The 21,637-nt window shown below is 66.2% G+C and carries 23 protein-coding genes; 5 read left to right on the plus strand and 18 right to left on the minus strand.

The genetic code is table 11. The features are described 5' to 3' along the window. Positions 1–4: 4 nt before the first annotated feature. The 3 genes from BRO63_RS25740 to BRO63_RS25750 all read right to left on the minus strand — a co-directional run bounded on the left by BRO63_RS25740 (position 5) and on the right by BRO63_RS25750 (position 2,321). Positions 5–655: a response regulator gene (locus tag BRO63_RS25740; RefSeq protein ID WP_088142512.1), complete on the minus strand. Its 651-nt coding sequence runs from the start codon at positions 653–655 to the stop codon at positions 5–7. Between the two features lie 166 nt (positions 656–821). Continuing rightward, positions 822–1,238: a gas vesicle accessory protein GvpU gene (gene gvpU / locus BRO63_RS34320; protein WP_179215216.1), complete on the minus strand. Its 417-nt coding sequence runs from the start codon at positions 1,236–1,238 to the stop codon at positions 822–824. A 99-nt stretch (positions 1,239–1,337) separates the two neighbouring features. Continuing rightward, the gene (locus tag BRO63_RS25750) at positions 1,338–2,321 is read right to left on the minus strand and encodes a helix-turn-helix transcriptional regulator (protein WP_088142513.1); all 984 of its coding nucleotides are present in this window, start codon (positions 2,319–2,321) and stop codon (positions 1,338–1,340) included. A gap of 118 nt (positions 2,322–2,439) precedes the next feature. On the opposite strand from BRO63_RS25750, the gene BRO63_RS25755 reads away from it, so the two are divergent. Continuing rightward, positions 2,440–3,045 carry a glutathione S-transferase family protein gene (locus tag BRO63_RS25755; protein WP_088142514.1) on the plus strand — a complete coding sequence of 202 codons (606 nt, stop codon included), beginning with the start codon at positions 2,440–2,442 and terminating at the stop codon, positions 3,043–3,045. Between the two features lie 23 nt (positions 3,046–3,068). On the opposite strand, the gene BRO63_RS25760 is transcribed toward BRO63_RS25755, so the two are convergent. From BRO63_RS25760 to cyoA, 8 genes are all read right to left on the minus strand, one after another. Then, entirely contained in the window at positions 3,069–4,394 is a 1,326-nt protein-coding gene (locus BRO63_RS25760) for a ParB/Srx family N-terminal domain-containing protein (RefSeq protein ID WP_088142515.1), read from the minus strand. A gap of 35 nt (positions 4,395–4,429) precedes the next feature. Then, positions 4,430–4,813 (minus strand): hypothetical protein, encoded by a 384-nt coding sequence (locus tag BRO63_RS25765; protein ID WP_088142516.1) that lies wholly within the window; start codon positions 4,811–4,813, stop codon positions 4,430–4,432. A 134-nt stretch (positions 4,814–4,947) separates the two neighbouring features. Beyond that, positions 4,948–6,054, minus strand: a complete 1,107-nt coding sequence (locus tag BRO63_RS25770; RefSeq protein ID WP_088142517.1) for a porin — start codon at positions 6,052–6,054, stop codon at positions 4,948–4,950. Between the two features lie 112 nt (positions 6,055–6,166). After that, positions 6,167–6,946 (minus strand): SURF1 family protein, encoded by a 780-nt coding sequence (locus BRO63_RS25775; protein ID WP_088142518.1) that lies wholly within the window; start codon positions 6,944–6,946, stop codon positions 6,167–6,169. After that, positions 6,946–7,344, minus strand: coding sequence for a cytochrome o ubiquinol oxidase subunit IV (gene cyoD, locus BRO63_RS25780; protein WP_088142519.1), 399 nt, complete (start codon positions 7,342–7,344; stop codon positions 6,946–6,948). The genes BRO63_RS25775 and cyoD overlap by 1 nt, the downstream gene beginning before the upstream one ends. Then, complete coding sequence (gene cyoC, locus BRO63_RS25785; RefSeq protein WP_088142520.1) at positions 7,341–7,982, minus strand: cytochrome o ubiquinol oxidase subunit III; 642 nt, start codon at positions 7,980–7,982, stop codon at positions 7,341–7,343. The genes cyoD and cyoC overlap by 4 nt, the downstream gene beginning before the upstream one ends. After that, the gene (gene cyoB / locus BRO63_RS25790) at positions 7,975–9,978 is read right to left on the minus strand and encodes a cytochrome o ubiquinol oxidase subunit I (protein ID WP_088142521.1); all 2,004 of its coding nucleotides are present in this window, start codon (positions 9,976–9,978) and stop codon (positions 7,975–7,977) included. The genes cyoC and cyoB overlap by 8 nt, the downstream gene beginning before the upstream one ends. Before the next feature lie 73 nt (positions 9,979–10,051). Beyond that, entirely contained in the window at positions 10,052–11,092 is a 1,041-nt protein-coding gene (gene cyoA / locus BRO63_RS25795; RefSeq protein WP_088142533.1) for a ubiquinol oxidase subunit II, read from the minus strand. 222 nt (positions 11,093–11,314) lie between these two features. Here cyoA and BRO63_RS25800 point away from each other — a divergent pair, with 222 nt between their 5' ends. Next, positions 11,315–12,637, plus strand: a complete 1,323-nt coding sequence (locus BRO63_RS25800; RefSeq protein WP_088142522.1) for an MFS transporter — start codon at positions 11,315–11,317, stop codon at positions 12,635–12,637. Between the two features lie 67 nt (positions 12,638–12,704). Here the strand turns inward: BRO63_RS25800 and BRO63_RS25805 are convergent, their stop codons facing one another. Then, positions 12,705–13,721: an amino acid ABC transporter substrate-binding protein gene (locus BRO63_RS25805; protein WP_088142523.1), complete on the minus strand. Its 1,017-nt coding sequence runs from the start codon at positions 13,719–13,721 to the stop codon at positions 12,705–12,707. Between the two features lie 54 nt (positions 13,722–13,775). Continuing rightward, a complete protein-coding gene (locus BRO63_RS25810) occupies positions 13,776–15,104 on the minus strand; it encodes an aspartate aminotransferase family protein (RefSeq protein WP_088142524.1) in 1,329 nt (442 codons plus the stop codon). A 149-nt stretch (positions 15,105–15,253) separates the two neighbouring features. On the opposite strand from BRO63_RS25810, the gene BRO63_RS25815 reads away from it, so the two are divergent. Then, positions 15,254–16,153, plus strand: a complete 900-nt coding sequence (locus BRO63_RS25815) for a LysR family transcriptional regulator (RefSeq protein ID WP_088142525.1) — start codon at positions 15,254–15,256, stop codon at positions 16,151–16,153. On the opposite strand, the gene BRO63_RS25820 is transcribed toward BRO63_RS25815, so the two are convergent. After that, a complete protein-coding gene (locus BRO63_RS25820) occupies positions 16,141–17,184 on the minus strand; it encodes a histone deacetylase family protein (RefSeq protein ID WP_088142534.1) in 1,044 nt (347 codons plus the stop codon). The genes BRO63_RS25815 and BRO63_RS25820 overlap by 13 nt on opposite strands. 110 nt (positions 17,185–17,294) lie before the next feature. Beyond that, the gene (locus BRO63_RS25825) at positions 17,295–17,876 is read right to left on the minus strand and encodes an XAC2610-related protein (RefSeq protein ID WP_088142526.1); all 582 of its coding nucleotides are present in this window, start codon (positions 17,874–17,876) and stop codon (positions 17,295–17,297) included. A gap of 146 nt (positions 17,877–18,022) precedes the next feature. Between BRO63_RS25825 and BRO63_RS25830 the strand changes: the two genes are divergently transcribed. Next, positions 18,023–18,424 carry a hypothetical protein gene (locus BRO63_RS25830; protein WP_088142527.1) on the plus strand — a complete coding sequence of 134 codons (402 nt, stop codon included), beginning with the start codon at positions 18,023–18,025 and terminating at the stop codon, positions 18,422–18,424. 6 nt (positions 18,425–18,430) lie between these two features. On the opposite strand, the gene BRO63_RS25835 is transcribed toward BRO63_RS25830, so the two are convergent. The 3 genes from BRO63_RS25835 to BRO63_RS25845 all read right to left on the minus strand — a co-directional run bounded on the left by BRO63_RS25835 (position 18,431) and on the right by BRO63_RS25845 (position 20,482). Continuing rightward, positions 18,431–19,051: a hypothetical protein gene (locus tag BRO63_RS25835; RefSeq protein WP_088142528.1), complete on the minus strand. Its 621-nt coding sequence runs from the start codon at positions 19,049–19,051 to the stop codon at positions 18,431–18,433. 54 nt (positions 19,052–19,105) lie between these two features. Beyond that, the gene (locus tag BRO63_RS25840; protein WP_088142529.1) at positions 19,106–19,504 is read right to left on the minus strand and encodes a hypothetical protein; all 399 of its coding nucleotides are present in this window, start codon (positions 19,502–19,504) and stop codon (positions 19,106–19,108) included. Positions 19,505–19,588: 84 nt separating this feature from the next. Then, on the minus strand, positions 19,589–20,482 hold the full coding sequence (locus tag BRO63_RS25845) for a LysR family transcriptional regulator (protein ID WP_088142535.1): 894 nt from the start codon (positions 20,480–20,482) through the stop codon (positions 19,589–19,591). Between the two features lie 106 nt (positions 20,483–20,588). On the opposite strand from BRO63_RS25845, the gene BRO63_RS25850 reads away from it, so the two are divergent. Continuing rightward, positions 20,589–21,587 (plus strand): TerC family protein, encoded by a 999-nt coding sequence (locus BRO63_RS25850; protein WP_088142530.1) that lies wholly within the window; start codon positions 20,589–20,591, stop codon positions 21,585–21,587. Positions 21,588–21,637 lie beyond the last annotated feature (50 nt).

Genomic DNA, 21,637 nt, shown 5'->3' on the forward strand with positions numbered 1-21,637 from the left:
CAGCCTACTGGAAGATCTCGCTTTCCACGCAGAAGGCGATCAATTCCTGGTCGGTGCGGACGTTGAGCTTGCGCATGGCCGAGATCTTCTGGCCGCTGACCGTCTTGACGCTGCGCTTCAAGGCGTCGGCCACCTGCATCATGGATTCGCCGCGGATGAAGTGGCGCAGCACTTCGAATTCCTTGGGCGACAGGCTGTTGATGCGTTCGCCGATGAACTTGCTGCGCTCATCGGCCGCGCCGTCGCGCTGGAAGCCGGGAGGATAGTACTTGCGGCCGGCATGCAGCGTTTCCAGCGCGGTCATGATTTCGCTGAGATTGTCGCGCTTGAGCACCACGGCAGCGACGCCGGCGTCGTAGAGCGCCGAGATGATCATGGAGTTCGACACCATGGTCAGCACCACGATCTGGACCTGCGGATAGTGCCGCGTCAGGTACTTGACCAGGCGGATGCCATCGCCATAGGTGTCGTCGCCGGGCATGGAGTAGTCGGTGATGACCACATGCGGCGCGTCGCGCTCCAGGTGCCGGATCAGCGCGGTCGGCCCGGGCAGGGTGGCCGTGACCTCGAAATTGAGGTCCTTTTCCAGCAGGTCGCGCATTCCCATCAAGACCAGGGGGTGGTCGTCGACCAGGACGATACGGAGTCTTTCCATGCGGGGGTATGCCTTCAAGCGAGCCCTTGTTTCAGGTAGGGGTATGGCGGTCGGACTCAGGGTTGAGGTCGGAGGCAAACCGATAGCGTAGTGGTTTTTGCGTAGCCGTGCGCCCCGCGCCGGAGATCCGGGGCGGGGCATATGCGGGACAGGATGACAGGCGGCGTCAGCCGGCCGCTTCTTCTTGCAGACGTCCCAGCACGAAGCCGTCGACCGCGCTGGTGCGGCCGCGCCAGAGCGTGGGCTGTCCGGCGATGGGGGTGCCGTCGGCGGTAAAGAAGAGCGCGTCGGCGAGATGGATGTAGTTCGGCAGCGGGTCCGCCGGTTGCGGTACCCGGAAGACGTCGCCCAGTTCCGCCAGCGAGGCATGCACGGCCTTGCGGGTGGCGTCGTCCGCCGTGTCCAGGGACCCCGTGAAGCTGGCGGCGAAGCTGTCGAAGTATGCCGCGCCGGACACGATGGAACCCGACACCAGCATGCCGCCCATTTGCAGGGTGACGCCGAGGCTCTCGATCTGGCTGCCGTTGTTCACCAGGTTGACCAGGAATTGCAGGAAGGCGTCGGCGTCGGGAACTTGGCTCATGGCGTGATTCTTGGAAATGTTTGGAAAGCAGCCAAGATACTCGAATCGCGCGCGAAATACACCGAATGGGATAGGCCGAAAAGCAGCCAAATCCGACCCTTATCCCCCAGCTTTGGGAACTGTCATTTTTTCCAGGCTGCGCGTCAGCCTTTCGCCTGCCAGCCGCAGGCGATCACGCAGCGCCACGGGCGCCAGCACGTCGAACTCCACGTCCAGCGCCATCAGCCAGTACACCAGCGCGTCCAGGGAAGGCACGGCGCATTGCAGCAGGCAGCGCGTCTCGTCCAGGGCCTCGATCTGGCCGGCGCCCGGCGGAATGCGCGCGGCCATGACGCTGCGCGGCGCGTGCAGGACTACGCGCGCCGGTTCCGGATGCGGCGCCATGTTCACTGAACGGGAAACGTAGGCGCGCAGGTCGCCGCCTTCGGGCGGAGGCCGCGGCGCAAAATGCGCACCGACTTGCGGCGCGCCCGCGATGCGGTCGATGCGGAAGGTGCGCCAGTCGTCGCGCGCCGGGTCCCAGGCCACCAGGTACCAGCGGTAGCCGGTATGGGCCAGTCCTTGCGGTTCGACCAGCCGGGTGCTGGCCCGGCCCTGGCCGTCCGCGTAATCGAAGCCGACCCTCAGTTGGTCGCGGCAGGCAGCCGCCAGCGTGGCCAACAAGGTGGCGTCGACCGTGGCGCCTTCGCGCGGTATCGGCACGATGGCCGAACGCAGGGCGTCGACTCGGCGCCGCAGGCGCTGCGGCATGGCCTGTTCCAGTTTCACCAGCGCCCGCAGCGCGGTTTCCTCTATGCCTCCCACCGTGCCGGTGGCCGCGATGCGCAGGGTGAGCGCCACGGCCAGGGCTTCGTCGTCGTCCAGCAGCAGGGGCGGCAGGGCCTGCCCCGCGCGAAAGGCGTAGCCGCCAGCCACGCCGCTGCTGGCATGGATGGGGTAGCCCAGTTCGCGCAGCTTGTCGATGTCGCGCCGCAGCGTGCGGGGATGGATCGCGAGTGTCGCCGCCAGTTCGGTGCCGGCCCAATGGCGGCGGGTCTGCAGCAGCGACAGCAGGCGCAGGAGGCGGTTGCTGGAGGTAAGCATGACGGCACGATAACGCGTATCGAGGGCGGAATCTGTCCTCAATGGATTCTACAGTGGCTCCCGTAGTCAGCGGCAGGGGCCGCGACGCTCATCCCTGGATTGAATTGGAGATCTACCCATGTCTATCGTTTTCTATTGGCACCCCATGTCCAGCGCGACCCCCGTGGCCAGCGCGCTTGCCGAACTGGCCGTGCCGCACGAACGCGTCAAGGTGGATATCAGGACGGGGGAGCAGCGCCGCCCCGAATTCCTGGCCCTGAATCCCAACGGCAAGGTCCCTACGCTGACGGTGGACGGCGCCCCTCTGTTCGAAGCCCTGGCGATACACCTATGGCTGGGAGAGCGCTACGGCGTGGAGCGCGGCCTGTGGCCCGCCGCCGGCACGCCGGAACGCCTGCTGGCGATGTCGTGGTGCGCCTGGTCCTATGTCAGCTACGGCGCGGCGGTGATGCGCCTGTTTCTCGCCACGCAGGCCGAGGGCGCGCCCGGCGGCGCCGAGGCGGAACGCGTGTTGGACGACGTGGACGCATTGCTGGCCGTGCTGGACGGCCATCTGTCTCGGCAGCCTTGGATGTTGGGCGCGGCCTACTCGCTGGCCGACCTGGTGGTGGGTTCGGTGGTGGGCTATAGCGCCTATCTGGGCGCCAGGGTGGCCTCGCACCCGCATGTGCGGGCATGGATGGACCGGGTCCAGGCCCGGCCCGCCATGCAGATCGACGCTTAGGACAGGTGGGCAGGCGCCGCGGCTTACCAGCCCCAGCAGGTGCCTGCCGCTGGCTTGCCGCAGTTGCGGTAGTTCACGGCGAACCACAGCTTGCCCGCACCCCGCGGGCTACCGTCGGCCTTGGCATCGTTGCGCGGCAGCTCTTCCAGGGTGTCGCGCGCCTTCTTGGTGGGCGAGCCGCTGGCGGCGTCGGGCGTCAGGGCGATACGCCCCAGGCCGGCGGCGTCGCGGTCGTCGAAGACGATGTCGGTATCCTTCAACGCGGCCATCTTCAGGGATGCGTCGCGCACCGCGGCGGCGTAGCTGTCATTTGCGCCGGCGGGCGCGAGGCTCTTGTCTAGCGTGCTGGCGGCGAGGATCAGTGCGGGCGCGGCGGGCGCCATCATCGTGTACTGGTCGAGGCCGGGCAACTGGCCGCCAGCGGCCTGGCGGCGCAGCCAGTCACCCCAAAGGAATTCGGCGAATTCCGGCAGATTGCCATTGCTGTAGGCGATGTCGCGGGTGAAGTACACCAGCGAGCGGTAGCGGTCTTCCTGCATGCCGCCGGGTTCCTGGGCGCTGGCCAGCCCCAGGCGGGCCGGCAGCTGGTCCACGGTGATGGGCTGGTTCTGGCCGTCGCGCAGCCAGGCGCGGCGTTCGTCCACCATGCGCTGCCAGAACGTGGCCGCATTGGGCAGGCTGCTGTAGTTGGCGTCCACCTTGACCCAGACCGGCAGCTTGGGACCGCCGTCGGCGATCTCGCGCAGCGACGAGAAAGTGTGGTGGCCGTCGGTCAGATACAGGTTGCCGTCCCAGCCGACCACCACGGTCTTGAGGTTGGCCGCATTGGCGCCGGGGGCGTTCTTGCAGGCGTAGGTGGCGGGCTGGTCCAGGCGGGCGGCGCGCGCCTCGGCGATGGTCTGGAATGCCTGCGCGCGCTCGGCGCCGCCCATGTCCTCGCAGTAGTCGTCGAACTTCTTGCCTACGGTCCGGTTCAGGTAGTCCAGCTGCTGCGCCGGCTTGTCCGCCCACGTGGGGCGTTCGAAGTCGCCTTGCCAGCGGCCCAGCTTGTAGTAGATCTGGTCGTAGCCGATGGCGGCCTGGGTGGGATGCAGTTCCTCGATGCGGACCTGGATGACGTCGCCCGGTTTGGCTTGCAGATAGGCGGTGTTGCGCGGCGGCTGGGTTTCAACAGGCGGGGGCGTTTCCTCGACGGGAGGCGGCGTGACGGCGACGGGTTCGTCGTCGTCGCCGCCGCCGCCGTTGCAGGCCGCGAGGGCCAGCGGCAACAAGGCCGTGGCGAGAACGCGCAGCAGGCGTTGCCGGTGGGGAAGGAAAGCGCTGCGCGCGGGAAGGGAGATGGAGGGCATGGTCCGCTTCAGGATCGGGTTTTAAAGATAGCCGATCATGAGGGACGCGTGTTTCCTGAAGATTGCACGGGTACGGGTTGCCATGCATGCAGCCTGTCCATGAGGTCGCGCACGACGGCGGCCTGATCGTGGATGCGGGCGGCCGCGCCTGCCGACAGGCCCGTCGCGAGTTCCTCTTCCAGGGCTTCGAAGTGCGAGGCCGGCGCCCGCATCTGCAGGGCCAGTAGCGCGCCCTGTATGCGATGCAGCATCTGGGCCGTGGCGAGGGCGTCGGGTTTTCCGGCGGCCTGCTCCAGCGCATCGAGATCCTGGGTCATGGTGTCCTTGATCAGCTGCCGGTGGTCCGGCGCAAGCGCGGCGTACACCGCGAGTGTACCTGCGGCGGGGAAGGCGGAAGTATGGGGGAGCGGTTTGTGCATGAGAGCCTCCTAGGCGTACATGCTGATGACGTCAGGCTCCGGGGCGATATTAAAAAAGCCCGATACCAGGGGGCTGGTAATCGGACCGATTCGCCAGCAGCGGAGGCGGCCCCGCAGCCGCTCCGCTGACGTGCTTAGAACGTGTGGCGCACGCCGACGCCGGCGGCCGTGCTCTTCAAGCCGTCGATGAAGGCATAGTCCTTGCCGTACGAACCATAGGCGTACAGGTTGGTGCGCTTGGACAGGTCGTAGGTGTAGCCCACGCTCCAGACGTTCATGTTGGTGTCGCCGCCGGTCAGCTTGTCGTTGTTCGGCGATACGTGCTGCCACGACGCGAACAGGCTGCTCGCGCTGCCCAGGGGCAGGGTGGCGCCCAGCATATAGGAGTTGGCCTTGAAGCCGTCGACGAAACGGTTGGTGCCGAACTCGTCGCTGAAGGGCGTGCCCGCGGGCAGGTCCTGGCCGACGAACCAGCCGTCGGTGGTGCGGCCGTAGGCGGCTGCAAGCTTGACGACTTCGAGGTCGTAGGACAGGCCCAGCGCGTACTGGCGCGGCGTGGCGTCATGGTCGATGGCGCCGCGGTTGGAGCCGTTGAGCTGGTCGTAGGTCAGCGTGACGTTCACCGGACCTTGCACATAGCGCAGGCCGGCGGTGATGCCGCGCGTATTGTCGGCGGTGCGAAAGCCCGTCTGGTCCGCGACCGTGTCGTCCGCGTTAAACGAGTAGCCGACGCCGAACTCGAAGCCGCTCATGGACGGCGACTTGTACATCACCATGTTGTCCCAACGCATGGTGTTGGCGGCGCTGAACCCCAAGCCCATGTTGGACTGGGTGTAGCTGGTATAGAAGGGGTCGATATCGGCCAGGTAGTTCGAGCCCACCGTGGCCTGGCGGCCGAACTCCAGCGTGCCCCAGGCGTCGTTGGCCAGGCCGATGGTGGCCTGGCGGCCGAACAGGCGGCCGGACTGTCCGCGCTGGCCGTTGGCCGAGTCGAATCCGCTTTCCAGCTTGAACACGGCGCGCAGGCCGTCGCCCAGGTCTTCGGCGCCGCGCAGGCCCCAGCGCGAGCCGGCCTGGATGCCGTTGATCATGCCTATCTTGCTACCGTCGTATCCATCGCCTTTGATCTTGTTGTAGCCGATGCCGGTGTCGATGACACCATAGAGAGTTACCGACGATTCTGCCTGAGCGACGCCTGCAAAAGTGGTGAACATTGCGGCTGCGAGCAGCGTCTTTTTCATCCGTGGGGACTCCTGTAGAGGGGTGGAAAAAACAAAAGGGAACAGCACGCGAGCATGAAGCCCAGCGCTGTTCCCAGCCCTCATTGTAGGACACCGGCGGCGGCCGGCAGGCTCAGCCCTTGCGGCGCGGGCGCTTTTCCTCGCGTATGAAGATGAAAACGCCGACCAGCACCATGGCCGCCAGGGCGTACCAGGTGATGGCGTAGCTCAGGTGATTGTTGGGGAAGTTCAGCACCGTCAGGCCGCCGACCGGCGCGGTGCGCCCGCTGCCGTCCTTGCCCGTGCCGTCGGCGTCGATGAAGTAGGGCGCCACGTCGGTCAGGCCGCGCGCCGCGGCGATGGCGGGCAGGTCGCGCGAGTACCAGAGGTTGGTCGCCGGATCGTTGTTGCGCAGGAAGCCATGGCCGGGTTCGCCCATGCGCAGCAGCCCCGTGACGCTGGCCGGTTCGGGCGCGGACTGTATGGCCGACTTGCTCTTGCGCCACTCGGGCAGCACGAAGCCGCGGTTGACCAGCACCGTGCCGCCCTCGGGCAACTGCAGCGGCGTCATGACCCAGTAGCCGCTGCCCAGCTCGGTCGCGGCCTGCACCAGGGTCTGGCGGTCGTACAGGTAGGTGCCCGTGGCCGTGACGCGGCGGTATTCGGCGTTGTCGGACGTCAGCGCGGGCCACTCGGCCTGAGCTGGAGCAGGCGTGGGCGCCGCATGGGCGCGCTGTTCGACCTGCGCGATCAGGGTGCGTTTCCAGGCCAGCCGGTGCACCTGCCAGGTGCCCAGGGCGCAGAGGCCCGCGAAAATGGCGACAGCAAGCACCCCCAGGATCGCCAGGGTGATTTTGCTGCGCGGATTGCGGGAGGAGGTGTCGCGGGTAGTGGAGTCGTTTACTGCGGCCATCAGGGCATTTTCCGCATGTCGTGAGTGGACATGGGCATCATATTGGAGTCGAGGTGATACATGATCCAGATGGATCCGCTGAGCGTGATTACGACCAGCACCAGCGTGAATATTAACGCCAACATGTTCCAGCCGCTTTCGGACTTGGTGTCCATGTGCAGGAAGTAGATGATGTGGACCACGATCTGCACGGCGGCGAAGGCCAGGATGATCAGCGCGGTGGTGCGGGATTCGGGGAAGACGCGGTTCATGACCAGCCAGAATGGAATGGCGGTCAGGATGGCGGCCAGCACGAAGCCGGTCATGTAGCTCTTGAAGGTGCCGTGGGCGGCGCCGTCATCGTCGTCGTGGTGGTCATGGCCGCCGTGGCCGGCCGGATGCTCCAGGTGCGCGCTCATGGCAGCACTCCCATCAGGTACACGAAGGTGAAGACGCCCACCCAGATCAGGTCCAGGAAGTGCCAGAACATGGACAGGCACATCAGGCGGCGGCGGTTTTCGGGGATCAAGCCGTGCATCTGGACCTGGATCATCATCGTCACCAGCCACACGATGCCGAAGGTGACGTGCAGCCCGTGGGTGCCGACCAGCGTGAAGAAGGACGACAGGAAGGCGCTGCGCTGCGGACCGGCGCCCTGGTGGATCAGGTGCGCGAATTCGTACAGTTCCAGCGACAGGAAGCCCAGCCCCAGGATGCCGGTCACGGCCAGCCACAGCTGGGTGGCGCCGACGCGGTTGCGGCGCATTTCCAGCATCGCGAAGCCATAGGTGATGGAAGACAGCAGCAGCAGCGCGGTGTTCACCGCCACCAGTTGCAGGTCGAACAGGTCGGCGCCCGACGGGCCTGCCGCATAGTTGCGTCCCAGTACGCCATAGGTGGCGAACAGGCAGGCGAAGATGAGGCAATCGCTCATCAGGTAGACCCAGAACCCGAGCAGGGTGCCGTTCTTGGGGTGGTGTTCGCCCGGGACGTGGAACACGGGCTCCGCGGGCGGCGCGGCGCCGCCGGGCAGGTTGGGGGCCAGGGTATCAGACATTTTTCGCTAGCAACCTTGTGCGGGCGTCTTCCGCGAGCACGACCTCTTCGGCCGGCACGTAGTAGTCGCGCTTGTAGTTGAAGGTATGAACGATGGACACCAGGATCAGCGCCGCGAACGACAGCACGGCCAGCGGCCACATATGCCAGATCAAGGCGAAGCCCATCACTACGCTGATACCCGCCAGCACGATGCCCGCCCAGGTGTTCTTGGGCATGTGGATGGGGATGAAGCCCTGCTGCGGCCGCAAGTAGCCGTGCTGCTTCATCTGCCACCAGGCGTCCTGGTCGTGCACGCGCGGCGTGAAGGCGAAGTTGTAGTTGGGCGGCGGCGACGAGGTCGACCATTCAAGCGTGCGCGCGTCCCAAGGATCGCCGGTAGTGTCGCGCAGCGACTCGCGGCGGCGGTAGCTGACCACCAACTGGATTAGGAAGCTGGCGATGCCGCAGGCGATCAGCAGCGCGCCGAAGGCCGCCACCTGGAACCAGATCTGCAGGGACATGTCCTCGAAGTGGTTCACGCGCCGCGTCACGCCCATCAGCCCCAGCACGTACAGCGGCATGAAGGCGACGTAGAAGCCCACCAGCCAGAACCAGAACGAGCACTTGCCCCAGAACGGATCGAGCTTGTAGCCGAAGGCCTTGGGGAACCAGTACGTGATGCCGGCCATCAGCCCGAAGAGCACGCCGCCGATGATCACGTTATGGAAGTGGGCGATCAGGAACAGGCTGTTGTGCAGGACGAAGTCGGCGGGCGGAACCGCCAGCAGCACGCCCGTCATGCCGCCGATCACGAAGGTCACCATGAAGCCCAGCGTCCACAGCATCGGGACCTCGAAGCGGATGCGGCCGTGGTACATGGTGAACAGCCAGTTGAAGATCTTGGCGCCCGTCGGGATCGAGATGATCATGGTGGTGATCCCGAAGAAAGAGTTCACGCTGGCCCCGGACCCCATGGTGAAGAAGTGGTGCAGCCACACCAGGTACGACAGCACCGTGATCACGACCGTGGCATACACCATGGACGCATAGCCGAAGAGGCGCTTGCGGCAGAAGGTGGAGACCACCTCGGAGAAGATGCCGAACGCCGGCAGGATCAGGATGTAGACCTCGGGGTGGCCCCAGATCCAGATCAGGTTCACGTACATCATGGCGTTGCCGCCGAAGTCCGCGGTGAAGAAGTTGGTGCCCACGTAGCGGTCCATGGACAGCAGCGCCAGCACCGCGGTCAGCACCGGGAAGGCGGCCACGATCAGCACGTTGGTGCACAGCGCGGTCCAGGTGAAGATGGGCATGCGCATCATCGTCATGCCGGGCGCGCGCATCTTGACGATGGTCACCAGCAAGTTGACGCCGGACAGCAGCGTTCCCACCCCCGCGATCTGCAAGGCCCATATGTAGTAATCGACGCCCACATCGGGACTTTGCATGATCCCCGATAAGGGCGGATACGCCAGCCAGCCGGTGCGCGCGAACTCGCCCACGAACAGCGACATCATGACCAGGATCACGCCGCCCGTGGTCATCCAGAAGCTGAAGTTGTTCAGGAACGGAAAAGCCACGTCGCGCGCGCCGATCTGCAAGGGCACGATGTAGTTCATCAGGCCCGTGACCAGCGGCATGGCCACGAAGAAGATCATGATCACGCCGTGCGCGGTGAAGATCTGGTCGTAGTGGTGCGGCGGCAGGTAGCCCATCGAATCGCCGAATGCCACCGCCTGCTGCAGGCGCATCATGATGGCGTCGGCGAAGCCGCGCAGCAGCATCACGATGCCCAGGATGACGTACATGATGCCGATCTTCTTGTGGTCGATGCTGGTGAACCACTCGCGCCACAGATAGCCCCATTTGCCGTAGTAGGTGATGGCGCCCACCACCGCGATGCCGCCTATGGCGACCGCGATGAAGGTGAAGAGCAGGATCGGCTCATGGTAGGGAATGGCTTCCCAGGTCAACTTACCGAAGATCAGCTTGGTGAGGTCTGGTTGGTCAGGCATCTCGATTCCAGCAAAAAGACCGCAATTTCACGTAGCCCCTGCATCATCCGGATCGCCGTGCGCCAGCGATCCGCTACAGGACCAATCCTTCGGTGGCCGTGCACATCGCGCCCACATACTTGCGCGGCGCGCCGCTCAGGCCCAGGCGCTCGCGCGTATCGGCGTCCAGGGTCGTGACGTTGAGCGCGCCGGGTATGCCCATGCCGCCTTGCGCGTCGATCGCCATCGCGTCGCGCATGCACATGCGATTGGGTTCGACGCAGCGGTTGACGATCGCCTCGAACAAGCCGGGCGCGCTGGAGGCGTAGAGTTGCACCGGGTTGCGCTCGCTGGGCTGTTCCAGTTTCAGGTAGGTTTCGCGGCTGAGCGTGGCGTTGGAGGCGCGCGCGCCTGACACCCACTTGTCGAAACCCTGTTGGTCCACGCCGTGGAACTTGAAGCGCATGCCGGAAAAGCCCGAACCGCTGTAGTTGGCGGAAATGCCCTCGTATTCGCCGGGATGGTTGATCACCGCATGCAGCGTGGTCTGCATGCCGGGCATGGCGTAGATCTGTCCCGCCAGCGCGGGCACGAAGAACGAATTCATGACCGTGGACGAGGTGATCCTGAATTGAATGGGGCGGTCCACGGGCGCCGCCATTTCGTTCACCGCCGCGATGCCTTGTTCGGGATAGATGAACAGCCACTTCCAGTCCAGCGCCACGACCTCGACCACCAGCGGTTTGGTGTCGGGCGGCACTTCGCGGCCTTCGGACAGGCGCGCGAGCGGACGGTAGGGATCAAGCTGGTGCGTGCTGACCCAGGTAAGCGCGCCCAGCGCAATGATGATCAGCAGCGGAGCCGCCCAGATCAGAAGCTCCAGCACGGTGGAGTGGTTCCATTCGGGGTCGTAGTGCGCTTCCTTGTTGCTGGCCCGGTAACGCCACGCGAACAGGAAGGTCAGGAAGATCACCGGCACGATGATCAGCAGCATCAAGCCGGTCGAAATGATGATCAGGTTGCGCTGCTGCAGGGCGACGTCGCCCGAGGGCGAGAGCAGGACTGCATTGCATCCGGCGAGCAATGGCAGAGCGGCAACCAGGACCAATCCGCGGAACCTTGGGAAGGACGGCATGACCATACCCCGAAACGTAACCGTGGGAAGTAAACGCAACACTACGCTGGAAGCCGTGAAAAATCTAGGGTAAAAAGAACAAAAATGTGCAGGGCGACGCGCGCTGGCCAGGGCTGCATCCCAATATTGGAGCGGCTCTGCGCGATATGGGCGGCAGGCGCGCGGGTGTGTTTCAGGATCGCAGGCAAGGCTGTTCCGAACCTCCTTTCAGCGAGCATTCACATGGCGACCACCACGCAATATCCCGGTCATGCTCCCTCACTCCCCGCGGCCGGTGGCGGCAGTCACGCCAAGGTGGCGCCAGGGGAAATCGCGGTGGGCGTGGTGGTGGGGCGCGCGTCCGAGTACTTCGATTTCTTCGTCTTCGGCATCGCCTGCGTGCTGGTGTTTCCGCAGGTCTTCTTCCCCTTTGAGCCGCGGCTGGAAGGCACCCTCTGGTCCTTCGTCATCTTCTCGTTCGCGTTCGTCATGCGGCCCATCGGCACCGCGCTGTCGATGGCGGCGCAGCGGCGCTGGGGGCGCGCGACCAAGCTCACCATCGCCCTGTTCCTGCTGGGAACGGCCACGGTGGGCATGGCGTTCCTGCCTGGCTACAACGTCATCGGCGCGCATGCGATCACGCTGCTGGCGGTGTTCCGTTGCTTGCAGGGCCTGGCGCTGGGCGGTTCGTGGGACGGCCTGCCTTCGCTGCTGGCCCTGAATGCGCCGCCCAATCGCCGCGGCTGGTACTCGATGCTGGGCCAATTGGGCGCGCCCGTCGGCTTCATGGTGGCCAGCGCGCTGTTCCTGTTCCTGCACGTGACGCTGACCGAGGCCGATTTCCTGGAATGGGGCTGGCGCTATCCCTTCTTCGTGGCGTTCGCCATCAACGTGGTGGCGCTGTTCGCGCGGCTGCGGCTGGTCGTGACCGAGGAATACACGCAACTGCTGGAAGAAGGAGAACTCGAACCGATCAGCATCAAGCAGATGGTGAGCGAACAAGGCTACAACCTGTTCATCGGCGCATTCGCGGCGCTGGCGAGCTATGCCTTGTTCCACCTGGTCACGGTGTTTCCGCTGTCGTGGATCGCGGTCAGCGCCACCCAGCAGATCCAGGACGTGCTGATCGTGCAGATCATCGGCGCCGTGCTGGGCATACTGGGCACCATCGCATCGGGCTGGCTGGCCGACCGCATCGGCCGGCGCACCACGCTGGGCCTGCTGGCCGCGCTGATCGGCGTGTTCGCGCTGTTCGCGCCCTGGCTGCTGGGCGGCGGACCCAAGGCGCAGGATGCATTCATCCTGGTGGGCTTCGCGCTGTTGGGACTGTCCTACGGCCAGGCTTCGGGCACCGTCACCGCGAACTTCACCCGGCGTTTCCGCTACACGGGCGCGGCGCTGACGTCCGACATGGCCTGGCTCATCGGCGCGGCCTTCGCGCCGCTGGTCGCGCTGGGCCTGTCCGCGCGGTTCGGGCTGGTGGCGGTGTCCATCTATCTGCTGTCGGGCGCGGCCTGCACGCTCTTGGCGCTGCGCATCAACAAGGTGCTGGAAACGCGCGATTGAATGCTTGAAAAAAGCCGCGCCCGCGGAAGTCCCGCGGGCGCGGCTTTTTTGTGGCGCAGTAGCCGGACTAGCGTACCGGCCAGCCGTACATCAGGCCGCCGTCGCGCCATTGCGCGTTCAGCGCGCGGGGCAGCTTCATCGGGCTGCTTATGCCGAGGTTGCGCTCATAGCTTTCGCCATAGTTTCCCACCTGCTTGACGATGTTGTAGGCCCACTTGTCGTCCACGCCCATGTTGCGTCCCATGCCGGGCGTGACGCCCAGGATGCGCTGCACGTTGGGGCTGTTGGCCTTGAGCTGCGCGTCGACGTTGGACGAGGTGATGCCGAACTCCTCGGCTTCCAGCATCGCATTGAGAGACCAGCGCACGATATTGACCCAGTTGTCGTCGCCCTGGCGCACCATGGGGCCGAGCGGGCTCTTCGAAATGTTCTCGTCCAGGATCACATAGCTGTCCGGGTTTTCCAGCGTCATGCGCGAGGCGGCCAGCTGCGACTTGTCGGAGGTGAAGGCGTCGCAGCGCCCGGCCGAGAAGGCGCGCACGATCTCGTCGTATTTCTCGATGACGACGGGCCGGAAGCGTAATGACTGCGAGCGGAACCAGTCGGCCAGATCGAGTTCGGTCACGGTGCCGGGCTGCACGCAGACCGTGGCGCCGTCCAGCTCGCGCAGCTTCTTCACCCCCAGCTTGTCCGACACCATCACGCCCTGGCTGTCGTAGTAGTTGACCGCGACGCTCAGCAGGCCGAGCGTGGTGTCGCGCGCCATCGTGGGGGTCACGTTGCGGGTCAGCACGTCGACCTCGCCGGACTGCAGCGCGGTGAAACGCGCCTGGGTCGTGAGCGGCGTCAGGCGGTACTTCGTCGCGTCATTGAATACGGTCGCCGCGATGGCGCGGCACATGTCCACGTCCAGGCCGTGCCAGGTCCCCTTGCTGTCGGGTGCGGAGAAACCCTGTATGCCGGTCGATACCCCGCATTGCAGATAGCCTCGCTTGCGGACCGTGTCCAGCGTGGGGCCGGCGAAAACCTGGCTGGATACGGCGGCCAGCGCCAGGGCGCAGAGGGCGTATGTGCGTCGCTGCATGTCGTTCTCCTGCCGGTCGGGCCGGCGCCGGATGGGTTGCGGAACAGGGGGGCTTCAGGCCGCGCGCGCCGACGGCCTGGCGATCTTGTCCAGGCTTTCGGCGAGCGCCTGGTCCAGGATCGAGATGGCGCGGTCGATCTCGGCGTTGCTCACGGTCAAGGGCGGGGCAATGCGCCACACCGAGCCGCGTTCGGGGCGGCGGCGGATGTTCATGGACAGCCCCAGTTCGAAGCAGCGCTGCGTGGTCAGGGCGCCGAGCTGATGGAAGGGTTCGCGGGTGCCGCGGTCGCGCACCAGCTCCACGCCCAGCAGCAGTCCCAGGCCGCGCACGTCGCCGATGGCCTCATGGCGCTGCTGCAGCTCGAGCAGGCCGCGGCGCAGGTAGTCTCCCTGGGTGCGGGCGCGCTCGATCAGGCCTTCGCGCTGGATGGTATCCAGCACGGCCAGGCCCACGGTGGCGGGCAGCGGGTCGGAGACGTGGCTGGTGTAGAAGGTGAAGCCCTTCTCGTGCACGTCCTGCTCGATGGCGGGCGTGGTGACGGCGGCGGCCAGCGGCAGGCCGCCGCCCAGCGTCTTGGAGACGCTCATGATGTCGGGCGTGATGCCGAAGTACTCGGAGCCGCTGCGGTAGCCGATGCGGCCGAACGCGGTCTGCGCCTCGTCGAATATCAGCAGCATGCCGCGCGCGTCGGCCGCCTGCCGCAGCGCTTGCATGTAGGACTTGGGCGGCACCAGCACGCCGCCCGCGCTGATGACGGGCTCGACGATGATGGCGGCCGGTCTGCCGGCCGACGCCATGTCGAACATCTTCAGGCCGATTTCCAGGCAGGCCAGGGCGGACTGCTCGGCGTCCATGCCGGCGATGTAGGGGCGGTAGGCATTGGGCTCCGGCATGACGTAGACGCCTGCCGGCGGCACGCCGTAACCCTTGCGGTCACTGGCATAGGACACCGAGCCCGCGCCGCTGGTGACGCCGTGCCAGGAGCCGCCGATGGCCAGGATCTCGAAGCCGCTCTTGTGCATCTTGGCCATGCGCAAGGCGATTTCGTTGCTCTCCGAGCCGGTGTTGACGAAGATCGATTTGCTCAGGCCGGCGGGCATCCAGTCGCGCGCGACGGTGGCCGCCAGCTGGGCCACGGCCTCCGGAATCATGCCGCTGAAGAAATGAAAGGCGGTTTCACCCGCCTTGTGCACGGCCTCGACGATGGCCGGATGGTTGTGGCCGATGGTGGCGCACATCTGGCCCGAGGTGAAATCCAGGATTTCGCGCCCGGTGTCGTCGCGCACGATCGCGCCCTTGGCGGACGTGAACAGGTTGGGGAAGGTATCGCCGCCGTAGCGTACGAGGTATTCGCGGGCGGCGGCGCGCAGGGTTTCATCCATGTTTACACTCCGTGGCGTGTGGGCTCCAATGCGGAACCGATGGCCGCAGTGTCCGGCAGGGCGCGGACCTCGTCCAATGCGAACTAAGCATGCGCGGCGATGCGCCGCGCGCATGGCCGATGCGCGTGGCGCATGGCGCAAGGAGCACTATGGATACCCGCTGGTTGCAGGACTTCATCACGCTGTCGGAAGTGCGCAATTTCACGCGCGCCGCCGAGGCGCGCAATCTGTCGCAGGCCGCGTTCAGCCGCCGCATCCAGAGCCTGGAGAACTGGGCTGGCGCGCGCCTGATCGACCGCACGGCGTTTCCCACCCAGCTCACCGAGGCGGGCGAGCGCTTTCGCGGCGCGGCGATAGAACTGATCAACCAGCTGGCCGAGGCGCGCGCCGGCATCGCCGGGGTGCCGGCGCAGAACCAGCTGCGCCTGGCCACGTCCTATGCGCTGGCGACCGCGCACCTGCCGAAGTGGTGGCGGACCTGGAGCGAGGGCAGGCTGCTCAGCTGCAGCCTGCAGACGGGCAACGTCCACGACACCGTCTCGGCCTTTACCTCGGGAGCCGCGGATTTCCTGGTCTGTTTCCATCAGGTCGCCCAGCCTTTGCCGTTGGACCCGGCGCGCTACGACTGCCTGACGCTGGGCCGTGAATTGATCAGGCCCTATGCGGCGCGCAAGCTGATCGAGCGCACCGGACTGGACCTGCCCGGCACGGCGGCAAACCCCGTGCCTCTGTTGATGTATTCGGCCAATGTCTACTTCGGACGCCTGATCGACGCCGCGATCGAAGGGGCCGCAACGCCGCTGCACGGCGTGCGCATGTTCGAGGCCGAGATGTCGGACGTGCTGGGCGACATGGCGGCCCAGGAACTGGGCGTCGCCTGGCTGGCTGACAGCGCGCTGCAGCGGCTGGCGTCGGCGGACCTGGCGCCGCTGGCCAACCGGCTATGGGACATCGAGGTGTCCATCCTGGCGTTCAAGGACCGCGCCGATTCGCGCCCCGCGGTGGACGCGATGTGGCAGCGGATGCGCCTGACCGCTCAGCCTGCGTAGCCTTCCAGCACGTTGGCGACGTTGATGCCCACGTCCGCCACGGCGTAGCCGCCTTCCATCGTGAACACCGCCGGCAGGTCCAGGCCTGCCAGCAGCCGGCCCACGCGCAGATAGTCGGCGCTCTTGAGCTGGAACTTGGAGATGGGATCGCCCTCGTAGGTGTCGACCCCCAGCGCGATCACCACCGCGTCCGCCTTGAAGGCGCGCACGGCGGCCAGTCCTTGTTCCAGCGCCTGAGTCCAGGCGGCAAAGCCGGTGCCGGCGGGCAGCGGCAGGTTCAGGTTGGCATCCAGGCCGGCGCCCGCGCCGCGCTCATCGGCGTAGCCCAGGTAGAAGGGATACTCAGTGGTCGGATCGCCGTGCACCGACACGGTCAGGACGTCGGCGCGTTCGTAGAAGATGCTCTGCGTGCCGTTGCCGTGGTGGTAGTCCACGTCGACGATGGCCACGCGCTCGGCGCCCGCTTCGCGCAGCGCTTGAGCGGCCAGCGCCGCGTTGTTCAGGAAGCAGTAGCCGCCGAAGAAATCGGCGCCCGCATGGTGGCCGGGCGGACGCGTAAGCGCCATGGCGACGCGGGGGCCGCCCGTCGCGGATACCGCGCGCGCGGCGTCGATGGCGCAGGCGGCGCCGGCGGTGGCGGCCTCCCAGGTGCCGGCGGTCAGCGGGCAGCCGCTGTCGAACGAGAACAGGCCGACCCGCGCGGCGAAGTTCGTCGGTTCGATGTCGTGGCGGAATCCGCGCACGGGCCAGACCGAAGGCAGGATGTCCAGCCCGGCGTTGGCCGGGTCCAGCGCCACCCAGTCGCGCCAGGCCGTTTCCAGGAAGTCCACGTAGCGCGGGGTGTGCACGCGCTTCACCAGGTCCGGGTCCGCTGCCGACGGAGTGCGCAATGCGCCGATGCCGCGCTGGCGCAGCGCTTGCAGCACGAATTCCAGGCGCGCCGGGGTCTCGTGGCAGGGCACCAGCTTGCCGCGGAACATCTCCTGTCGGCCAGCATGTTTTTCATGGACAGGGTTGTGGAAGATCAGCACGGCGGGGGTGTCCTCGGACGTAGGGCCTGGCAGGCGGAAGCGCAACTATAGCGGCGGTGGCGTTTGCGGCGCCATGGCGAAAGCGGGATGTGCGGGGCGGAGTGGGGGCCTTAGCGGCCAGTCCGCGCGGCGCATGTGCCGCCCTTGGCGCCGGGATGCGGAATCTTGCGCTCGGATTCGCCTTCGCGCCGGATCCAGGAAATGACCCGCACCGAGCCGTCCGGGCACACCCGGTATTGTTCGAAGCCGTAGGTGTCGGCGCTGTAGCGGCACGCCACGGAAACAATGGGCTTGGCAGCGTCGAATTCGGGATTGACGAAGCCGCGGCATGGGCTGGCAACCGCATCGGGATACGGAATCTCCTGGTAGCGCCCGTCCTTGGGACGGTACAGGAAGATGCGCGAAATCGCTTGCGTGCTGCCGCCGGTCTGGCCGATGACGAAGTCGCGGTAGCCGTCATGGTCCACGTCCACGTCCTGGAACTGGTCGACTTCCTCGTCGCCGCCGATGTCCGCGATTTCCTGAGCGGACCCGTCGCCCACGCGCGCGCTCAGGCGCTGTTGCGGCAGCTCGGTAACGGTCACCACGGCTGGCAGGCCGGGCCGGACGGCGTACGAGTAGTCGCGCGCGGCGGCATCCTGGCCGGGCAGGAACAGCGCTGCCAGTGCGGTCAGCGACAGGAATCGTTTCATGCGGGCGCCCTCCGCGCCGTGAACTCGGTGAGGCATTATGCCGCAGCGGCTTGCGGGGAAACCAGGACTTGCCGCCCGGCGGGCTGCAGGCGATCCTGGGTAGAATTCCAAGATACGCAAGATTGCCGCGACGCGCTCCGCCCGCCATGAATTTTCCGTTTCCCATCCGCCAAGAATGTCCGCCGGGCGCCTGTATGTGCGACCGAGACCGGCTGCTGGCCGATCCCGCTGCCGACGTCCGCGTGCTGCGGCTGACCAAGGAAGAGGAAAAGCGCCTGGTGGCGCGGCTGGAGAACATCTCCAGCCTGGAAGACCTGCGCGCCATGCAGGGACGCATCCAGGCGCAATTGGGCATCGTGATCCATATCACGCCCAGCGAAAACGAGGTGCGCACCTCGCGCGGCATCGCGATCCAGCTGGAGGACCAGCTCGGGCTGTGCCGCAAGACGCGCACGGCGATTCCCGCCGCCATCCGCCGCGGCTTCGATAATCGACCCGAGATCGTCTATGCGCTCTTGAACGAGCGCGACCTGCTCAGCGGCACTTGACCGCGTTCAGGATCCCCTGGCCGCGCCGCAAGGCGCAAGCGGCACCACGTCGGCAGGCGCGCGTCCCGCGTCCGGCCGCGTCGGGTCCCGCTTTTTGCCCAGGGTGACGGGATAGATCAGCAGCACGGCGCTGCCGGCTTCCAGCTTGGGATCCTGCTTGGTGCCATAGGCCACCGTCCAGCCGCGCACGGCCAGCGGCGCCAGGGTGTATTGCAGGGCAGAGCCTGGCGAAACGTGCGCCACCTTGCCGGCGAACAGGTCCTGCTGATGGGTTTCCGCGCCGTTGGCGGTGACGTAGGTGGCGATGCTGACCAGCGCGGCGCCATTGCCGGGGCGTCCCAGCACCGCGGTCTTGTACTTGCCGGGAGGGATGTCGGTCAGGTTGACGACGAGGGGGCCGGCCGCGTTGCCGCTGGAATCCAGGCTGACGCCGTTGATTTCGGCGCGGGCCAGGGGCGCGGTGCCGGTGTTGCGTACGCGCACGCTGTATTCCCCGGAAGTGCCTGTGACCGTGCAGACTTCGATGCCGTAGGCGGCGCGTGCGGGATGCGCCTGCGCCGCCGTGGCGGCCACGGCCAGCAGGGCCGCCAGCAACAGCTTCGGGGCAGGGGAATGGACGGTGGGCACGGCACGCTCCTCTTGTAAGGGGCAGCGCGCCGGGTTGCCGCGTTGCCTGCCCTATTACACCACTTGGCGGCCGGGCGCCGCGGCTTGCTCGCGCTTGCCGGCCAGCCAGTGGAGGATCAGCGCCAGCACCAGCAGGCCGACGATGATGAAGCCCCAGAAGATCCAGGCCAGCACCGAGATCAGCGTGCCGAGGCTGCCGGCGAAGGGCAGCACCTGGTTCAGGCCCTGCGCGGCCCAGACCAGGCCGCCTTGCAGCGTCTGCAGCCAGGCGGGGTCGACCCAGGCCGCCGCCCAGGCGGGTGGCACCCACTGCGACGTGTCCAGCGCCGTGCCGGGCACCTGGGTCGTGGCGATGGTCGACAGGACCCAGTTGGTCAGCTGCAGCGTCAGCGCAACCAGCCCGGTCCAGAGTGCTGCAAGCACGGCGAAAGCGAGCCAGATGATCTTTTTCATTGAGGTGGTACTCCGATGTTTCAAAAGAGGGTCCACGATAAAGCGGATTTTATTTCTGAAAAACCAGCGTGGTTGTGACAAACATTAAGAAAAAACCGAAGTTTTTGCCTTGGCGAGCACGATCTGGACCAGCGGATGGTGCTGTCCCCGGCGGTTGCGGATGGCGTGGATTTCCTCGTGCACGTCGTCGCGGCGGGCCAGGGGGCGCAAGCCCCGCAGCACGCCGATGTCGCCGCCGCCCAGGCGGCTGAGCGGAAACACGCCCAGGCCACGGGCCGCGAACACCGACATCAGGGCGCTGTCCTCGAATTCGCCGACCACGTTGGGATAGATGCCTTGCTCGGCGAACCAGCGGTCCAGCGTCTGGCGCAGCACGGAATGGCCGGTGGGCAGCAGCACCGGCAGGCGCTCCAGGCAGCGCGGAAAGTCCAGGGTGTCGGCCTTGCGCACCAGCTTGGCGGGGCCGTACCAGTCCACCGGGGAGGACACCAGGCGGTCGCTGGTGAGGCGCAGGTTGGGGTTGGCCGGCGCGCCCTGGCCGGCCAGCACCAGATCCAGGTGATGCTGGGCGAGTTCGCCCAGCAGTTCCTCGACCTCGCCCTCATGGCAGGTCAGGCGCAGGTCCGGCGTGTGCAGCACCGGGCCCAGCAGGGCCTGGGCGGCCAGCTTGGAAATGCCGTCGGACAGCCCCACGGCCAGGCGCATGACGGGCTTGGTGGCGGCGGCGCGCACCTCCTGGGGCAGCACCTGGCCGATCTGGAAGATCTCTTCGGCGCGGGCGAAGGCGGCTTCGCCCGCGTCGGTCAGCGCCACGCCGCGGCCGGCCGGCTTGAGCAGCTGGTGGCCCAGGTTTTTTTCCAGTTCGCGCACTTGCGCGCTGATGGTCTGGATGGCCATGTCCAGCCGTTCGGCGGCGCGGGAAAACCCGCCTTCCTTGGCGACCATCCAGAAGTAATACAGGTGTCGGTAATTGAGCATGGCAGGAATCACTTCGGTTTTTTCGAACCTTAACTCACTTTCAGGCTGATTTCTCCATCGGCCCCGGATCCGGATCATGAGCCCCTTCGAACCAAGCGGGAACATCATGGACACCTTGCTCACCTTTCTCTCCGCCGATTTCTTCGGCACTCCGGCCTGGAGCTGGCTGCTATTCATCGGCATCGTGGTCGCCTTGCTGGCCTTTGACCTGGGCGTGCTGCACAAGGAAGACCGCGAGATCGGCGTGCGCGAGAGCCTGCTGCTTTCCGCCGGCTACATCAGCGCGGCGCTGCTGTTCGGCGCCTGGGTCTGGTGGCAGATGGGCTCCGCCAGCGGAATGGCCTACTACACGGGCTTCATGATCGAGAAGTCGCTGTCGATGGACAACGTCTTCGTGATCGCGCTGATCTTCAGTTTCTTCGCGATTCCGCGCCAGTACCAGCACCGCGTGCTGTTCTGGGGCATCCTCGGCGTGATCGTGCTGCGTGCCATCATGATAGGCCTGGGCGCGGCGCTGGTCAGCAACTTTGGCTGGCTGCTGTACCTGTTCGGCGCCTTCCTGGTGTTCACCGGCATCAAGATGTGGATGATTGCGGACCAGACGCCCGATATCGCGTCCAACCCGATCCTGAAGTTCCTGAAGCGCCGCATGCGCGTCACGGAAGGGCTGCGCGGCAACGCGTTCTGGGTGATGGAAACCGATCCCGCCACGTCGAAGAAGGTGCGCTGGGCTACGCCGCTGTTGCTGGCGCTGGTGTTGATCGAGTTCGTGGACCTGTTGTTCGCGGTGGATTCCGTGCCGGCGATCTTCGCCATCACCACCGACCCGTTCATCGTCTACACCAGCAACATCTTCGCCATCCTGGGCCTGCGCGCACTGTACTTTGCGCTGGCCGCGATGATCCACCGCTTCCACTACCTGAAGTACGCGTTGGCCCTGGTCCTGGTCTTCATCGGCACCAAGATCTTCCTGGTCGGCTTCATCGGCAAGGTGCCGGCCGCCGTGTCCCTGTCGGTGACCTTCGGCCTGATCGCCGGCGGCGTGTTGTTCTCGCTGTGGAAAACCCGCTCGGACGCCTCCAAGCAGGAACTCGCGGCGGAATAAGCCCCGCGGCCTGAGGCAAGACGCCCGCCATATCCGATGGATATGGCGGG

The organism is Achromobacter xylosoxidans, from assembly GCF_002192695.1.
Classification (GTDB): domain Bacteria; phylum Pseudomonadota; class Gammaproteobacteria; order Burkholderiales; family Burkholderiaceae_B; genus Achromobacter; species Achromobacter xylosoxidans_C.

Coding starts and splice junctions, on each gene's coding strand:
- cyoB (WP_088142521.1), bottom strand. CDS start 9,978: ATGCCTGACCAACCAGACCTCACCAAGCTGATCTTCGGTAAGTTGACC.
- BRO63_RS25825 (WP_088142526.1), bottom strand. CDS start 17,876: ATGAAACGATTCCTGTCGCTGACCGCACTGGCAGCGCTGTTCCTGCCC.
- BRO63_RS25815 (WP_088142525.1), top strand. CDS start 15,254: ATGGATACCCGCTGGTTGCAGGACTTCATCACGCTGTCGGAAGTGCGC.
- BRO63_RS25840 (WP_088142529.1), bottom strand. CDS start 19,504: ATGAAAAAGATCATCTGGCTCGCTTTCGCCGTGCTTGCAGCACTCTGG.
- BRO63_RS25810 (WP_088142524.1), bottom strand. CDS start 15,104: ATGGATGAAACCCTGCGCGCCGCCGCCCGCGAATACCTCGTACGCTAC.
- BRO63_RS25805 (WP_088142523.1), bottom strand. CDS start 13,721: ATGCAGCGACGCACATACGCCCTCTGCGCCCTGGCGCTGGCCGCCGTA.
- BRO63_RS25830 (WP_088142527.1), top strand. CDS start 18,023: ATGAATTTTCCGTTTCCCATCCGCCAAGAATGTCCGCCGGGCGCCTGT.
- BRO63_RS25800 (WP_088142522.1), top strand. CDS start 11,315: ATGGCGACCACCACGCAATATCCCGGTCATGCTCCCTCACTCCCCGCG.
- BRO63_RS25760 (WP_088142515.1), bottom strand. CDS start 4,394: ATGCCCTCCATCTCCCTTCCCGCGCGCAGCGCTTTCCTTCCCCACCGG.
- cyoA (WP_088142533.1), bottom strand. CDS start 11,092: ATGCCGTCCTTCCCAAGGTTCCGCGGATTGGTCCTGGTTGCCGCTCTG.
- BRO63_RS25775 (WP_088142518.1), bottom strand. CDS start 6,946: ATGGCCGCAGTAAACGACTCCACTACCCGCGACACCTCCTCCCGCAAT.
- cyoC (WP_088142520.1), bottom strand. CDS start 7,982: ATGTCTGATACCCTGGCCCCCAACCTGCCCGGCGGCGCCGCGCCGCCC.
- BRO63_RS25845 (WP_088142535.1), bottom strand. CDS start 20,482: ATGCTCAATTACCGACACCTGTATTACTTCTGGATGGTCGCCAAGGAA.
- gvpU (WP_179215216.1), bottom strand. CDS start 1,238: ATGAGCCAAGTTCCCGACGCCGACGCCTTCCTGCAATTCCTGGTCAAC.
- BRO63_RS25755 (WP_088142514.1), top strand. CDS start 2,440: ATGTCTATCGTTTTCTATTGGCACCCCATGTCCAGCGCGACCCCCGTG.
- BRO63_RS25850 (WP_088142530.1), top strand. CDS start 20,589: ATGGACACCTTGCTCACCTTTCTCTCCGCCGATTTCTTCGGCACTCCG.
- BRO63_RS25750 (WP_088142513.1), bottom strand. CDS start 2,321: ATGCTTACCTCCAGCAACCGCCTCCTGCGCCTGCTGTCGCTGCTGCAG.
- BRO63_RS25770 (WP_088142517.1), bottom strand. CDS start 6,054: ATGAAAAAGACGCTGCTCGCAGCCGCAATGTTCACCACTTTTGCAGGC.
- BRO63_RS25765 (WP_088142516.1), bottom strand. CDS start 4,813: ATGCACAAACCGCTCCCCCATACTTCCGCCTTCCCCGCCGCAGGTACA.
- BRO63_RS25740 (WP_088142512.1), bottom strand. CDS start 655: ATGGAAAGACTCCGTATCGTCCTGGTCGACGACCACCCCCTGGTCTTG.
- cyoD (WP_088142519.1), bottom strand. CDS start 7,344: ATGAGCGCGCACCTGGAGCATCCGGCCGGCCACGGCGGCCATGACCAC.